The 16,125-nt window shown below is 59.1% G+C and carries 13 protein-coding genes; 3 read left to right on the plus strand and 10 right to left on the minus strand.

Translation table 11 applies throughout. The features are described 5' to 3' along the window. Positions 1–91 precede the first annotated feature (91 nt). The gene (locus tag QR290_RS15460; protein WP_115077956.1) at positions 92–2,287 is read left to right on the plus strand and encodes an OsmC domain/YcaO domain-containing protein; all 2,196 of its coding nucleotides are present in this window, start codon (positions 92–94) and stop codon (positions 2,285–2,287) included. A gap of 67 nt (positions 2,288–2,354) precedes the next feature. On the opposite strand, the gene QR290_RS15465 is transcribed toward QR290_RS15460, so the two are convergent. The 3 genes from QR290_RS15465 to QR290_RS15475 form a co-directional block, all read right to left on the minus strand. After that, positions 2,355–3,653, minus strand: a complete 1,299-nt coding sequence (locus QR290_RS15465) for a carbohydrate porin (RefSeq protein WP_289202983.1) — start codon at positions 3,651–3,653, stop codon at positions 2,355–2,357. 84 nt (positions 3,654–3,737) lie between these two features. Next, positions 3,738–6,143: a glucose/quinate/shikimate family membrane-bound PQQ-dependent dehydrogenase gene (locus QR290_RS15470; RefSeq protein WP_289202984.1), complete on the minus strand. Its 2,406-nt coding sequence runs from the start codon at positions 6,141–6,143 to the stop codon at positions 3,738–3,740. Between the two features lie 271 nt (positions 6,144–6,414). Then, complete coding sequence (locus QR290_RS15475; RefSeq protein WP_289202985.1) at positions 6,415–7,548, minus strand: aminotransferase class V-fold PLP-dependent enzyme; 1,134 nt, start codon at positions 7,546–7,548, stop codon at positions 6,415–6,417. 148 nt (positions 7,549–7,696) lie between these two features. On the opposite strand from QR290_RS15475, the gene QR290_RS15480 reads away from it, so the two are divergent. Continuing rightward, positions 7,697–8,308: a dTMP kinase gene (locus tag QR290_RS15480; RefSeq protein WP_289202986.1), complete on the plus strand. Its 612-nt coding sequence runs from the start codon at positions 7,697–7,699 to the stop codon at positions 8,306–8,308. A gap of 176 nt (positions 8,309–8,484) precedes the next feature. After that, entirely contained in the window at positions 8,485–9,144 is a 660-nt protein-coding gene (locus tag QR290_RS15485) for a carbonic anhydrase (RefSeq protein WP_115077961.1), read from the plus strand. Positions 9,145–9,448: 304 nt separating this feature from the next. Here the strand turns inward: QR290_RS15485 and QR290_RS15490 are convergent, their stop codons facing one another. From QR290_RS15490 to QR290_RS15520, 7 genes are all read right to left on the minus strand, one after another. Then, positions 9,449–9,952 (minus strand): cupin domain-containing protein, encoded by a 504-nt coding sequence (locus tag QR290_RS15490; protein ID WP_289202987.1) that lies wholly within the window; start codon positions 9,950–9,952, stop codon positions 9,449–9,451. Positions 9,953–10,069: 117 nt separating this feature from the next. Then, complete coding sequence (locus tag QR290_RS15495; protein ID WP_289202988.1) at positions 10,070–11,680, minus strand: gamma-glutamyltransferase family protein; 1,611 nt, start codon at positions 11,678–11,680, stop codon at positions 10,070–10,072. Between the two features lie 25 nt (positions 11,681–11,705). Continuing rightward, complete coding sequence (locus QR290_RS15500; RefSeq protein ID WP_289202989.1) at positions 11,706–12,797, minus strand: polyamine ABC transporter substrate-binding protein; 1,092 nt, start codon at positions 12,795–12,797, stop codon at positions 11,706–11,708. Between the two features lie 20 nt (positions 12,798–12,817). Further along, the gene (locus QR290_RS15505) at positions 12,818–13,597 is read right to left on the minus strand and encodes an amino acid ABC transporter ATP-binding protein (RefSeq protein ID WP_289202990.1); all 780 of its coding nucleotides are present in this window, start codon (positions 13,595–13,597) and stop codon (positions 12,818–12,820) included. 2 nt (positions 13,598–13,599) lie between these two features. Continuing rightward, the gene (locus tag QR290_RS15510) at positions 13,600–14,376 is read right to left on the minus strand and encodes an amino acid ABC transporter permease (protein WP_289202991.1); all 777 of its coding nucleotides are present in this window, start codon (positions 14,374–14,376) and stop codon (positions 13,600–13,602) included. A gap of 11 nt (positions 14,377–14,387) precedes the next feature. Beyond that, a complete protein-coding gene (locus QR290_RS15515; RefSeq protein ID WP_289202992.1) occupies positions 14,388–15,194 on the minus strand; it encodes an ABC transporter substrate-binding protein in 807 nt (268 codons plus the stop codon). Between the two features lie 79 nt (positions 15,195–15,273). Then, positions 15,274–15,942, minus strand: a complete 669-nt coding sequence (locus tag QR290_RS15520; protein WP_289202993.1) for a GntR family transcriptional regulator — start codon at positions 15,940–15,942, stop codon at positions 15,274–15,276. Positions 15,943–16,125: the final 183 nt, after the last annotated feature.

Consider the following 16,125-nt stretch of genomic DNA (forward strand, 5'->3'; position numbering starts at 1 on the left):
TCGGCGTCCTTGACCCGAAAGCACAAGACTTCACGCTCAAAAACCGGATAATGGCGGCCAATTTGTTTAGCCCGCTATTCTGGTAACCCGCATGGAAATCAAGGTCAATTTTCTCGACAACCTCCGACTCGAAGCCAAGTTCGATGACTTCACGGTGGTGGCCGACCAACCGATCCGTTACAAGGGCGATGGCTCTGCACCGGGTCCGTTCGACTATTTCCTGGCGTCGTCGGCCTTGTGCGCGGCTTACTTCGTAAAGTTGTACTGCAGCACCCGCAATATCCCGACCGAAAACATTCGTCTGTCGCAGAACAACATTGTCGACCCGGAAAACCGCTACAACCAGATCTTCAAGATCCAGGTCGAGTTGCCGGCGGACATCTCCGAAAAGGATCGCCAGGGCATCCTGCGCTCGATCGACCGTTGCACGGTGAAGAAGGTGGTGCAGGCGGGGCCGGAGTTCGTGATCGAGGAAGTCGAGAACCTCGATGCCGATGCCCAGGCCCTGCTGATGCCGGCTTCCACGTCCGGTGCGGGCACCTGCATTGCCGGCAAGGACCTGCCGCTGGAACAGACCATCGCCAATATGTCGGGAATTCTTGCCGACCTGGGCATGAAGATCGAAATCGCTTCGTGGCGCAACATCGTGCCCAACGTCTGGTCGCTGCACATCCGCGATGCGCAGTCGCCGATGTGCTTCACCAACGGCAAGGGCGCGACCAAAGAGGGCGCGCTGGCCTCGGCGCTGGGCGAGTTCATCGAGCGGCTCAACTGCAACTTCTTCTACAACGATCAGTTCTGGGGCGAAGAGATCGCCAATGCCGAGTTCGTGCATTACCCGGACGAGCGCTGGTTCAAGCCGGGCGCCAAGGATGAGCTGCCTGCGGAAATTCTCGACGAATACTGCCTGGGCATTTACAACCGCGACGGCGAACTGCGCGGCTCGCACCTGTACGACACCAACTCCGGCAACACCCAGCGCGGCATCTGCTCGCTGCCGTTCGTGCGTCAGTCGGACAACGAGGTCGTGTACTTCCCGTCCAACCTGATCGAAAACCTGTTTCTCAGCAACGGCATGAGCGCCGGCAACACCTTGGCCGAAGCTCAGGTGCAGTGTTTGTCGGAGATCTTCGAGCGGGCGGTCAAACGCGAAATCCTCGAAGGCGAAATGGCTCTGCCGGATGTGCCGCAAGAGGTGCTGGCGAAATACCCGGGCATTCTCGCCGGGATCAAGGCGCTGGAAGAGCAGGGCTTCCCGGTGCTGGTCAAGGACGCGTCGCTGGGCGGTGAATTCCCGGTGATGTGCGTGACGCTGATGAACCCGCGCACCGGCGGCGTGTTCGCCTCGTTCGGCGCGCACCCGAGCTTCGAAGTGGCGCTGGAACGCAGCCTCACCGAGTTGCTGCAGGGCCGCAGCTTCGAAGGCCTCAATGACCTGCCACAGCCGACCTTCTCGGGCCAGGCCGTGACCGAGCCGAACAACTTCGTCGAGCACTTCATCGACTCCAGCGGCGTGGTGTCGTGGCGTTTCTTCAGCGCCAAGGCCGACTTCGAATTCGTCGAGTGGGACTTTTCCGGCAACGGCGAAAACTCCAACGCCGAAGAGGCCGCGACGCTGTTCGGCATCCTCGAAGACATGGGCAAGGAAGTCTACATGGCGGTCTACGAGCACATCGGCGCCAAGGCTTGCCGCATTCTGGTGCCGGACTATTCGGAGATCTACCCGGTAGAAGACCTGATCTGGGACAACACCAACAAAGCGCTGCAATTCCGTGCCGACATTCTCAACCTGCACAACCTGAGCAAGGTCGGTCTGCGCAACCTTGCCAAAGGCCTGGAACACAGCGAGCTGGACGATTACACCGATATCACCACGCTGATCGGCATCGAGTTCGACGACAACACCCCATGGGGCAAGTTGACCATTCTCGAACTGCGCCTGCAGATCTACCTCGCCTTGCAGAAGTACGAGCAGGCCAAGGATCTGGTCGAAGCCTTCCTGCAATACAACGACAACACCGTCGAGCGCGGCTTGTTCTATCAAGCGGTCAACGTCGTGCTGGAAATGGAGCTGGACGAAGATCTGGAGCTGGAAGACTACGAAGCCAACTTCCGCCGCATGTTCGGCGACGAGCGCATGGATGCGGCGATCGGTTCGGTCAACGGCAGCGTGCGCTTCTACGGCCTGACGCCGACCAGCATGAAGCTGGAAGGGCTGGATCGGCACCTGCGCCTGATCGAAAGCTACAAGAAACTGCACGCGGCGCGGGCCAGCTTCGCGGGTTGATTCCGCTGGCAGCACCCACAAAAAAAGCACCTTCGGGTGCTTTTTTTGTGGTCTACAAACGTCGGCGTCAGAGCGCCGCTTTCACCTGCAATCCAAACACCAATGCATTGTCGATGTCCTTCCCGGAAAACGCGCCCGGCTCGATGATGTACTGCATATTCGGGCGCAGCGTCAGCCAAGGCGTGGCCTGATAGCCGTAACCGAGTTCGATCAATTGCTCGGCGCTGTCCAGGTTTGGAAACGCTGCGCCATTGTTCAGCGCTGCGTCTTGCTGCACATCGCGGCTGCGCGGGTTCGGTACTGCGCGGCCGTAGCCCAGCGCCACGGTGTCGCGAGGGCGGCCTTCGAAAGGTTTGTACAGCACCAGGCCGGTGCCGTACCACTTGCTGAATGGCGAAGCTGCTTCGCTGGCGGCCGAGTATTGGCCGAAGGCGTGCAGGCTGCGGCCTTCGGAAGCGTCCGAGGCCCAGACGGCCTGGTCGATCAGGACGTAATGGCCGCCGCGTCCGGACACTTCCTTGTCACTGCCGATGCGTTTGACATCGGAGCTGTCGTAGTAATACCCGACCTTGTACTCGCCGGGCAGTTTGCCTGCCTGTTTGTAGACCAGTTCGATCGGCACCACAGTGCCGGTGGTGTGTTTCGGGCCCAGGTGCCAGGCACGGCTGGAGTTGCCGTTGCTTTCCGGGTCGACATTGAACGCGGCCACGCGCAGTTGCCAGGCAGGGGAGAGGTCGTATTTCACCCGCACACCCAGATGGGCGTTGGGGTAGTTGGTCCAGCCGCTGCCACCGGACATGTTCAGCGGGTGGCCGCAGAAACCGGCGTTCATGAAGTTGCAGAGGATGCCGCTGTCCAGCCCGCCGAGATCGTTGCCCATGGCCATGTAGCCGAGTTTGACGTTCAGCGCCGGAGTAAACAGGCTGCGCTCGTAGCTCAGCTCGGTGAGGCGCGTGTAGAGGCCGCCGTAGTTTTCCTGAATGGGCAGACGGTTGCCGACCAGATCTTCGGAGGCGCTGTTGCCGCGACGGTCGTTGATACTCAGCTGGATCTTGCCGGCGTTGTCGACGCCGTACAGTTTGCTCAGGTCGAACTGCGCGCCGAGCTTGATGTTTTGCGAGTAACGCGCCGAACGATGCAGGCCGCCGTCGGCGTTGTAGGCGGTTTCGCCGGTGTAGTCGCCGGTGAACTTGATGCCGTCTTCATCGAGCTGGTGGCGCAGGCCGCCCCAGTCGCCGGTCAGGGTGTTGCGGGTGAATACGTTGGAATCGGTATCGGCGAGAGCGGGCAGGGCAGCGCCGCAGGTGAGACCGAACAGCATGCCGGTGAAGACCCCGGCGTGAGAAAAGCGAACAGCCAATGACATTGCTGAAATCCAGAGCGAAGGACATGAAACGACGCGGCACCCGAAGGTGCCGCGCACAAGTGAAGTGAAGGAGGGCGCTGCGGTTTACGGCAGGGCGTACGCCATCACGTAGTCGCCACGGTCGGTCGACTGACGAGCGCCACCGGCGGTGATGACCACGTATTGCTTGCCGGTTTTCGGCGACACATACGTCATCGGGCCGCCCTGGCTGCCGACTGGCAGGCGTGCTTTCCAGACTTCTTCACCGTTGCCGCTGTTGAACGCGCGCAGGTAGAAGTCCTGGGTGCCGGCGATGAAGATCAGGCCGCCCTGGGTCGACAGGGTGCCGCCGAGGGTTGGCAGACCGATCTTGATCGGCAGGTGCATGCGGATACCCAGCGGGCCGGTGTCTTCAACGGTGCCGACCGGAACTTGCCAGGCGACTTTCTGGGTCTTCATGTCGATAGCGGTCAGCGTGCCGAACGGCGGAGCCTGGCACGGAATGCCGGCAACCGACAGGAAGCGGTTTTTGTTCACGGCGTAAGGCGTGCCCTTGAGCGGCACGGCGCCCATGCCGGTGTTCAACGCTTCACCACCGGAAGAGGCCTGAGCCTTGTTCTGCGACGGGATCATCTGAATCCACAGACCCAGGCGCATGTCGTTGACGAAGATGAAACCGTGCACCGGGTCAGTGGAGATGCTGCCCCAGTTCATGCCGCCCAGCGAGCCAGGGAAACTCAGGGATTTGTCAGTGCCCGGCGCGGTGTACAGACCATCGTAACGCATGGACTTGAAGTCGATCCGGCACAGCAACTGATCGTAAGGCGTGGCGCCCCACATGTCCGACTCGGTCAGGTGCTGGGCACCGATCTGCGGCATGCCGACCGATTTAGGCTGGGTTGGCGAGTAGGGTTCGTTCGGAATGTTCGACGCCTTGACCGGTACTTCTTTGACTTCGGTCAGCGGTTTGCCGGTGGCACGATCGAGCACGTAAATCTGCCCGGCCTTGGTGCCGATGACCACCGCCGGAACGGTTTTGCCGTCCTTGGTGAAGTCGATCAGGCTTGGCTGCATCGGCAGGTCGAAGTCCCAGAGGTCGTTGTGCACGGTCTGGTAGACCCACTTTTCTTCGCCGCTGTTGGCGTCCAGCGCCAGGATCGAAGCGCCGTAGGTGTGATCCAGTTTGCTGCGCTCGACACCATAGATGTCGGTGGACGAACTGCCCATCGGCAGGAAGATCGTGTTGGTTGCCGGGTCATAGGACATCGGCGCCCAGCTGTTCGGCGTGCTGCGCACATAGGTGCTGCCGTCTGCCGGCGCCTTTTTATCCTGCGGGTTGCCCGGGTCGAACGCCCAGCGCATGGCGCCGGTCATCACGTCGAAACCACGGATCACGCCGCCCGGCATATCGGTTTGCACGTTGTCGGCAACGCGACCGCCAACCACCACGGTAGTGCCGGCCATCAGCGGCGCGGAGGACAGTTGATAGTAGCTGTCCGGGACATCACCCAGACCGGCCTTCAGATCGACCTGGCCATTGTTGCCGAAACCCTGGCAGAACTCGCCAGTGTCGGCATCGACCGCGATCAGGCGGGCGTCGATGGTGTTGGTCAGCAGACGGCGCGTGCAGTTGGCAGCGGGCGCGACCGGGGTCTCGGCGACCGGCGAACTGGCCGGTTTGGCGACGGCGGCGCTGGCGTCGAAATAGGCCATGCCACGGCAACGCTGCCAGACTTTGGACTGAGCGTTGATCGCGTTTTTCCAGAGTTCTTTACCGGTATCGGCATCCAGTGCGATCAGGTTGTTGTGCGGGGTGCAGATGAAGACTTTGTTGCCGATCTGCAGCGGAGTCAGTTGGTCTTCAGCGCCGTTGCCGTCGCTCTCGGCGATGTCGCCGGTGTGGTAGGTCCACGCGACTTTCAGTTTGTCGACGTTGGTGCGATTGATCTGGTCCAGCGCGGCGAAGCGACTGCCACCCTCGGTATTACCGTAGTGAGCCCAGTCTTTCTGCGCCTTCTCCGGCTCGACCGGTGTCAGGCCCGGACCCGTGCCGGTAGGGGCGACGGTCGGGTGCGCGACGAACATGTTGCCGGCAGCCGCGGCCAGTCCAACCGCCAGAACAGCGGCAACGCCGTAAGCACCACGACCCGCAACGCCGCCATTGGCTCGTTTGAGCATCGGGTAGACCAGCGCAACCACCAGACCAACGGCGCTGAACATGAACAGACGCGAGAACACCGGCCAGAACACCAGCCCTGCATCGATCACTGCCCAGATCGCCGTCCCCAGCAGGAACGCCGCGAACAGCCAGGCGCCGGCAGGCTTGCGGCGAGCGATCAGCAGACCGGAAATGGCCATCGCCAGACCACCCACCAGGAAGTACCACGAGCCTCCCAGGCTGACCAATTTCACACCGCCAGCGGCCAGTGCCAGGCCGAGCAGGGCGATGATCACGCCCAGCCCGACCAGAATGAATGTTGATATGCCCGAGAGGCGTTGACTCTGCTTCACGTTGAATGTCCCGTTGAAATGAGGGGGGCATTATATAGTTAGGTAACTACCTAGTTAAATCACTAATTCAGAATGAAAGGGGTTTTGGCGCTAAATGGTGCGACGAATCGACGCTGGCCTTGTCATCGCGGATCCTCAGCGGCTATTGGAACGGTGGAAAAGTCTTTTATTTGCCAACAGATATGGAATTTATGACAGGTAGATCAGCGCTTGGTGGTTCCCGCCGAACAGGATCGGCGGGAACGGTATTGGCTGCGGCCGAGAGGAGGGCTTAGCTAACCATCACCTCATTCAGTGCCTGCTCAAGGGTGCTGACCGTACGCTCGATGTTGTGAAGCTTTTCGAGTCCGAACAGACCGATGCGGAAGGTCTGGAAGTCGGCCGGTTCGTCGCATTGCAACGGTACTCCAGCGGCGATCTGCAGGCCGTGGCTGGCAAATTTCTTACCGGTTTTGATATCGGCATCATCGGTGTAGCTCACCACGACACCCGGGGCCTGAAAGCCGGCTGCGGCTACGCTTTTGAAGCCTTTGCCGTTCAACATGGCGCGCACCCGATCCCCCAGAACCTGCTGGTCGTCGTGGATCTTGTCGAAACCGTAGGCTTGCGTCTCTTTCATTACGTCGTTGAACCGTGCGAGAGAATCACTGGGCATGGTCGCGTGGTAGGCATGTCCGCCCTGTTCGTAGGCCTGCATGATTTGCAGCCACTTTTTCAGGTCGCAGGCGAAGCTGCTGCTTTGCGTCTGCTCGATGCGCTCGAGGGCCAAAGAACTGAACATCACCAAGGCGCAGCAAGGGGAGGCGCTCCAGCCTTTTTGCGGTGCGCTGATCAGCAGGTCGACGGCACATTTGTGCATATCAACCCAAAGCGTGCCGGAAGCGATGCAGTCCAGCACAAACAGGCCACCGACCGCATGCACGGCGTCGCCGACGGCTCGCAGGTACTCGTCGGGCAGGATAATCCCTGATGAGGTTTCAACGTGGGGTGCGAAGACAATCTGCGGCTTGTGCGTGTGAATGGCTGCCAGCACTTCGTCCAGAGGCGGCGGGGCATAAGCCGCCTGGCGACCCGTTTCGACCGGTCGGGCTTTCAGCACCGTAGTAGCCGCCGGGATGTTGCCCGTCTCAAGGATCTGGCTCCAGCGGTAACTGAACCAGCCGTTGCGTATCACCAGACATTGCTGGCCGGTGGCGAACTGTCGCGCCACCGCTTCCATGCCGAATGTGCCGCTGCCCGGAACTACCGCAACCGCCTCGGCGTTGTAGACCTGCTTCAGGGTCCTGGAAATGTTCTTCATCACGTCTTGAAATGACTGCGACATGTGGTTGAGCGAGCGGTCGGTGTAGACCACGGAGTACTCGACCAACCCCTCAGGATCGATACTCGGGTATAGATTTGACATGGGGTGACTCCTTATGTGATTCCCTGGCAGTCAAAAGGTCTGGCGAACATCATCGGGAAGCAAGTTTAGGCAAAGGGCAGGGATGAGCTGATTGAATTGCAGAAATGAGGATAGAGTGGTCGCCAATGCCTCAATCGTTGTGTGAAAAATGAATCGTCCGCTGTTTGTTTCTCTGGATGGGCCAAAAGGAACCGGCAAAACCACATTACTGGAAGCGGTTACGGCAGTACTGAGGGCCGACAACAAGAAAGTCATCCGGCTTTGCGAGAGGAAAAGCGATCCGGACCGAGGGGCCACCATGGCCCTGGTAAACGAACTTGCCAGAAATCCCTCCCGGGATCTGGAGTGGGCTGTGTGTCAGTGCTTTGCAGATAGCCGTAGCTGGATCTCCCGGCACGTTCTGACTGAACAGCCACCGGGCAGCATTATCTTGATCGATCGCTGGTATCCGTCTGACGCCGCGTTTCGTCAGACCGTCCCGTTTGCGGAGATTCTCCAGTTGAATATCGAGCGAAACGTGCAGGTGCCTGACCTGCATGTCGGCGTCGTCACCGCGCCGGATATTTCATGGACCAGGGCAACGGCACGATCCAGAGGACTGGGCGGTACGGTGATCCGGAAGCACGCTGAACATGTCACGTGTACGGAGATGTTCGAGCAAGCGGCTGCCGATCACGGCTGGGTTTTGTGCCGTAATGAAGGAACGATCGAAGACGCAACGATGCAGGTGGTTTCCGAGATCCATAAATTGTTTAGCTGAGGATTCGGCGGTGATCGCAAAGTTTTTTCGCCACCAATCGATTGTCTGCCTGCTCACCAATACGGATCATTGAATACATCCAATGCCCGTGAGGTCTGCAATAATGACCACCATTGCGGCGCGAGGGCATGTCGAGTGCTCGTGTCGGTATCCGGCATTTTGATTTGGAGGATTCCATGCGTGACATTATTGATGGCTTTCTGCGCTTTCAGCGCGAGGTGTATCCGCAACGTGTCGAGCTTTTCAAGCAGCTCGCGACAGAACAGAACCCCAAGGCGTTGTTCGTCACTTGCTCGGACAGTCGTGTAGTACCTGAACTCCTCACACAGCGCGAACCCGGAGAGCTGTTCGTGATCCGCAACGCCGGCAACATCGTGCCGTCGTACGGTCCTGAACCGGGTGGTGTTTCAGCGACTGTCGAATATGCGGTTGCCGTGCTCGGCGTAAAGGACATCGTGATTTGCGGCCACTCGGATTGCGGGGCCATGGGCGCGATTTCACGCTGCACGTGCCTGGACCATCTTCCGGCCGTTGCCAACTGGCTTCGCCACTCGGACGCGGCGAAAGCGATCAATGCGGCGCATGAGTTCGATACGCCACGTGACAAGCTCGATGGCCTCGTGCGTGAAAACGTGATTGCACAACTGGCGAACCTGCGCACTCATCCATCGGTGGCGCTGGCGCTCGAGCAGGGGCGTTTGAATCTGCATGGCTGGGTCTACGACATCGAGGCGGGCTGCATCGATGCACTGGATGGCGCAACCCGGCGCTTTATCAAGCTTTCCGACTCACCGGCGACCGTGGCAGTCGCTGCGCGCAACGTTGATCAGGTGTAACAGCGTCGTGCATGCCAGGACGGAGAAATCTTCGTCCTGGTCAACCAGTTCTTGGCCTGAGATAAAGCAGCCACTGATGAACGGTGCTGGCTTGGGCGGAACAAGCCAGGGAAGGAAGAGTGGCAGCCATAATCAGAATTCGTAAAGTTCCGCTCAGACACATCATTTAACATAATATACATTACACGTAACTAGATGTTACGAGATCAGCCCGGTTGCGCACGCGATTTCAATCTCCACCATGGCTCTCCAAAGCACCTTGCCTTTGATGCGCGGTGATCTCTCTATTTGAAATGTGCTGCGCTCAATCCTCGTCACGCATCAGCTTTTCAATCAGCGCTCGATGCTGTGGATACTGCGCTGTGAGTTTCTGCCGATTCCCCATTTCCATATCCGCGAAATCAAAACCTGGTGAAACTGCTTCGCTGATCAACCCGAATCCGTTCGATCCATTCAGCAGCCTGGACGCTTTCCAGATTCCGCCTGGTACGTGCAATTGCAAATGTTGTCCTGCCATAACATCGCTGCCCATCACCAGCGTCTGCAGTGAGCCGTCGACATGAATCAGGCTGTACTCGATGGCGTCACCCAGATGGAAATAATGCAGGATGTCGGAATGATTGAAATGAAACTGGCCGACCGGTGAATCTTCGGTCAACAGGTAATAAATGGACGTCATCAAATAACGTGGGCCGCTCCGGGTTTCGAGCATGTCTCGATGATCTGCCTGAAATGTCCTGCGAAAATAGCCGCCCTCGACATGAGCTTCAAGCTCAAGGGCGGCAATCACGTCTTTCGCGTTCGGCATAACCTTCTCCATTGACTCAAGAACAGTTTTGCATAGCTCAACTAAAGGCTCATTTAGTGTAGTTAACTTCTAATGCCGACACATTTGAAGACGTTCGCTACATCTTCGCTCTTGGCTTTACCAAGCCGCAATATGCGAATCCGCCCTCGGCTCAGTCCCGCCACACAGCACGCCACTGACCGGATCACGAAGAATAATCTGCCCCCGGCCATAATCCGTCAGATCACAGGCAATCTGCACCTCATGCCCCCGGCGCGCCAAGGCGTTGGCCAGATCCCTCGAAGTACCCTGCTCAATCCCTACCTTCATTCCTCCCAGCCATTGCCAGCGCGGAGCATCCAGCGCTGACTGAGGATTCAGACCGAAATCCACCAGGTTCATGACCATCTGCACATGCCCCTGAGGCTGCATGTACCCGCCCATCACACCAAACGGCCCTAGCGCCTCGCCATCCTTGGTCAGGAACCCCGGAATAATCGTATGAAACGTCTTCTTGCCCGGCGCCAGGCAGTTGGCATGTTCCGGATCAAGACTGAATTCCTGCCCCCGGTTCTGCAGTGCAATACCGCTGTCGGGCAGCACCACACCCGAACCAAAACCGTGGTAATTGCTCTGGATGAACGACACCATGTTGCCTTGCCCATCGGCCGTCGCCAGATACACGGTACCGCTGGCATGAGGATCACCGGGCTTGGGTGGCTGAGCCGTCTCATCAATCTGCCCACGGCGCCGGGCGCTGTAGCCATCACTCAACAGATCGGCAACCGCCACGCGCATGTGCAGTGGATCAGTGATGTAGTGCAAACCATCGCTGTAGGCCAGCTTCATCGCCTCCAACTGACGATGCCAGGTCTGTTGACTGTCGCGATGATCGAATTCGAAACCTTCGAGAATTTTCAGCGCCATCAACGCAACCAGACCTTGGCCGCTTGGCGGGATTTCCCAGACATCTACGCCGCGATAATTGACGTGGATCGGTTCCACCCACTGCGCACGGTAATGTTCCAGATCCGTGGCTCGCAGATACCCGCCAGTCGCCCGTGAATGTGCATCCAGCCGTTGGGCCAACGCGCCACGATACAAACTCTCGCAGCGGCTCTGCGCCAGCTCTTCAAGCGTCCGCGCTTGTGCCGGATTGCGAAACAGCTCCCCTGCCCTCGGCGCCCTGCCCTCAATCAGAAAGGTGTCGAACCACGCGTCCAGCACCTCGTCGCGATGGGGACCGAACTCGTCCAGAGCAACCTGCCACTGATGGGCAACCACGGGCGACAACGGAAAACCATCCCGCGCAAGGCTGATCGCCGGTTGCAGCAAATCAGCAAACGGCAGCACCCCGAAGCGTTGCGAAAGCTCGGCCCACGCCGATGGACAACCGGGCACCGTCACCGGCGTCCAGCCATACAACGGCATTTGTTCATGGCCGGCCGCCTTGACTGCTTCAATGCTTAACGCAGCCGGCGCATGACCATTGGCATTGAGTCCATGCAACTGATCCTTGAACCAGACCAGAGCAAAAGCATCGCCGCCAAGGCCGCACCCCGTAGGCTCGACCACGGTCAGCGCCGCCGCAGTGGCGATGGCGGCGTCGATCGCATTGCCACCCTTTTGCATCATCTCGATACCGGCCTGAGCGGCCAGCGGCTGGGACGCCGCCACCATGCCTCGACGGGCAAACACGCTTTGGCGTTGCGACGGATACGGATACTCATGAGCAGAAAATTTCAGCATGGCAAAGGCTCTTCAAAACAAGGATTCATTGGCCGGACTTGATCCGGTTCCATTCGCGGGTCATCAGGCGCTGGATGTTTTCCGGCAGATCGGCGGAGACAAAGGTGTGACTGATCACGTCGTCGCCCGGGTAAATCCCCGGATTGCCGCTGACCTTGGGGTCCATCAAGGGCGTGGCGTCCTTGTTCGGATTCGCATACCCGACGTAGTCACTGACCGATGCAATCACCTCGGGTCGCAGCAGGTAGTTGATCACCGCATGGGCGTTGGCCACGTTGCCGGCATCCTTGGGAATCGCCAGCATGTCGAACCACAGGTTCACGCCTTCCTTGGGAATCAGGTAGCGGATATCGATGTTTTTCCCGGCTTCGCGAGCCCTGGTCTGGGCCTGCATCACGTCGCCGGAGTAACCGATCGCCACACAGATATCGCCATTGGCCAGGTCCGCGGTGTACTTCGATGAGTTGAAGTAGGTCACCGACGGCCGCAAGGTCATCAGCAGTTTCGACGCCTGCTTGTAGTCGTCCGGCTTGACGCTGTTGGGGTCCAGCCCGAGATAAAGCATGGCTTGAGGAATGATCTTTACCGGCGCATCGAGAAAGGCCACGCCGCAGCTTTTGAGCCTGGACAGGTTCTGCGGATCGAACACCATGGCCCAGGAATCCAGCGGCACGTCCTTGCCCAGCACCGCGCGGACTTTCTCCTCGTTGTAGCCGATGCCCACGGTGCCCCACATATAAGGCACGGCATAACGATTGCCCGGATCGGCCGCCTCCAGACGCTGCATCAGACGCGGGTCGAGGTGCTTCCAGTTATCCAGCAACTCAAGCTGCAGCGGCTGATAGGCACCGGCCCGAATCTGCTTCGACAGAAACTGACTGGAAGGCACCACCACGTCATACCCCGAGTGCCCGGAAAGCAACTTGGCCTCGAGCATTTCATTGGTGTCGAAGATGTCGTACTGCACCTTGATGGCGCTGTCTTTTTCGAAGTTCTTCAGGGTGTCGGGGCCGATGTAATCGGACCAGTTGTAGACCTTCACCACCGAATCGGCGGCCTGGATCATGGGCACCACGGCAGCGCAGCACAGGGCCGCAAACACGCTCGATAAACGCATCGTCAATATCCTTGTGAGTCTCACAGCACGCGGCTGAGAAAGGCTTGGGTTCGGGGATGAGTGGGGTGACTGAAAATCTGTTCCGGTGGGCCTTGCTCGATCAGTTCACCTTGATCGAGCACCACCACACGGTCCGCGACCTCACGGGCAAAACCCATTTCGTGGGTGACCACCACCATCGTCATGCCCTCCTCCGCCAGTTCCTTCATCACTTGCAGAACCTCACCGACGGTTTCCGGATCAAGGGCGCTGGTGGGCTCGTCGAACAGCATGGCCTGAGGTTTCATGGCCAAAGCCCGGGCAATTGCCACCCGCTGCTGTTGGCCACCGGAAAGCATCGACGGGTAATGGTTGGCCTTCTCGGCCAATCCGACGCGTGTGAGCAGTGCCCGCGCCTGCTCCTCCGCTGCCTTGCGCGGCACACCCAACACCTGAATCGGTGCTTCGATGATGTTTTCCAGCGCGGTCATGTGCGGGAACAGATTGAAGCGCTGGAACACCATGCCGATGTCCCGCCGCTGACGGGCGATGTTGCGCTCCGAATCCCGCACCAGGCTGCCATCGGCCTTGATGCGATAGCCCATGGACTGACCGTTGACGCGGATCTGCCCGGACTGAATGTCTTCCAGCAAATTGATGCAGCGGATAAACGTGGTTTTGCCCGACCCCGAGGCGCCGATCAGCACCACCACTTCACCGCGCCGGACTTGCAGGGAAATCCCTTTGAGAATCTCGAGATTGCCGAACGACTTGTGAATGTTCAGCGCTTCGATGATCAGTTCGTCACTTTGATGCGCCATGGTTAACGTCCCCTCAGCAGTTTCAGCGTGCTGCGACCGAACATCCGGCTGGATGCCGGTGGCGGCGACGAAGGTCGGTCCGACTGGGCGAAACGTGTTTCCAGCCAGCGCTGGAAGAAGCCCCACAGTGTCGTGAGCAACAGGAAATAAATCGCCACCACGAGGTACAACTCGAACACCCGGAAAGTCGCCGAAGTCACCATCTGCGTGCTGAGCAGCAGCTCCTGCACACCGATCACACTGACCAGCGTGGTGTTTTTGAGCATCACGTTGAACTCGTTGCCCAGCGGCGGCACGATGACCCGAAACGCCTGCGGCAGAACAATCCGGCGCATCAGTTTGGCGAAGGTCATGCCCAGCGAGCGCCCGGCTTCGTATTGCCCCTTGTCGACGGCACCGATACCGGCACGAATGATCTCGGCCATGTACGCGCCTTCGTTCAGACCCAGGGCGATGATCGCGGCCTGGATATTGCCGGGGACCACCAGACCGAAGAGCTCGATATCTTCGAAGCGGAAAATCCCGCCCGCCGCCAGCGCTGTGTAGAGAAAGACGATCTGCACCAGCAAGGGCGTGCCGCGCATCAGCCACACATAAAAGCGCACCGGCAGATGCAGCAACGGGTTCTTCGATAACCGCAACAGCGCAGCGGCCAGCCCCAGAACACAACCCAGCAACATGGCCAGCACACTGATCAGGCACGTCAGCCAGAGCCCGGTGAGGTAGACCCCGCTGGGCTGCAACAGGTACTGCCAGAACACATCCCAATTGAAATTCATCAACGCCTACCTCAATCAAGGGTGTCGCTGGAGACGTGCCACTTACTCAGGAGCTGGTTGTAGCTGCCGTCGCTGCGCATGTCGGTAATCACCTGCTGCACAGCGGCGCTCAATTGCGGATCGTCCTTGCGAATGCCCAGCCCGGTGAGAATCCGGCTGAAGGCTGGAACACCTTCCTCGAACAGATCCGGCGCCATGGCGGCGTAATAACCGGCGGTTTCCACCGTGGTGCCGTAAGCGTCGACCTGACTGATGCGCAACGCCTGAAATGCATCGGTGTCGGTGTTGTAGACCACCAGTTTCATCGGCGGCTTGCCGGCCTTGGCCAGGCTTTCATTCTCAGTGTCGAGCAAGGTCTTGATGGTCGAACCGTTGAGTACTGCAATCTTGTGCCCGCTGAGATCGGGCAGCGTCTTGAGCCCTTTCGGATTGCCCTTGGGCACCACCACCGCCTGGCTGGAATACATGTAGTTGACGACGTCGATCACCTCGCGGCGCTCGGGCTTGTCGAACAACTGGTCGACGATCATGTCGCACTGCTTGGCCAGCAACGCCGGGAGTAATCCGGAAAACGGGATCACCCGCCACTCGACCTTCTTGTCCCCCAAACGTTTGGCGACTTCCAGGCCCAGGTCGACGGTCAGACCCTTTGGCTTTTGCGCCTCATCGAAGGAAACAAGAGGCGGCGAATCCATGCCCGAGCAATAGGTGAGTTTGTCGACCTTGAGCAAACGCTCCGGCACGGTGGGCGCGGCAACCGCCCACTGCGTACAGAGCCCCAGCGAAATTGCAGCCAACAACAGGCGAGACGTATGCATGACCAGACACTCCAGTTCGGTTAGTAACGGGGCAGTACTCAAAGTCAAAACATCGGCGGGTTCGTTGCCCGCTCTGTGGTTATCGTTCCGATTGCAGAAACCTGATCAGCTCGGGGACCGTGCCTTCAATGTGTTCGCGTACCACCGTTTCTGCCTTGGCGGCATCGCCGGCGCGAATTGCGTCGAGAATCACCACGTGTTCCTGGCGCGCACTCAACGGCTTTTCCACGTGCTGCAGCCAAAGACGCATCGGGGCCTCGATCAGCGCGTAGAGCGCACTGATCTGTTTCACCAGACGAGGCCGTCCGCTGAGGCTGCACAGGTATTCATGGAACTTGCGGTGACGGCTGACCCAGGCCGCACTCTCGTCGTGGTAGTCATCCATTTCATCGAGCAGTCGTTCCAGGGCCGTCAACTGACGCGCACCGATCTTCGGCACCGCCACTCGAATCGCCAGCCCTTCCAGCGCGCTGCGCATCTCGAAGACTTCGTGCATTTCCTCGATATCCAGACCGCTGACAATCGCACCGCGATTGGGCCTGAGCGTCACCAGCCCCTGTGCATCGAGACGTCGAAAGGCTTCACGCACAGGCATCCGGCTCATGCCGATTTCACCGGCGATGTCCTCGGCGATCAGTCGGTCGCCTTTGCGGTAACGACCGCCGCAGATGCCTTCCAGAAGAAAGTTGTAAGCCTCCTCCTCGGCGGTCATCGGTTGGCGCTGGTCGTAGGCGGGAGCGAATTGCATGGCGGCACCTTTTGTCTTTTTGTATCCAATTATCCACGGATACATAAAAGCAGAATGCATGCCAAAACCTGCAGTAACGCGCCAAGCGTTTGATTGGAATGAATTAAGGAGAAAATTTGGCGTGCACAACCATCAGGTGTGCCGACATGAAGATTGGGAATCTGCTACCTAATGGCTCATCGC

The sequence above is a fragment of the Pseudomonas fluorescens genome (assembly GCF_030344995.1).
Lineage (GTDB): Bacteria > Pseudomonadota > Gammaproteobacteria > Pseudomonadales > Pseudomonadaceae > Aquipseudomonas > Aquipseudomonas fluorescens_BF.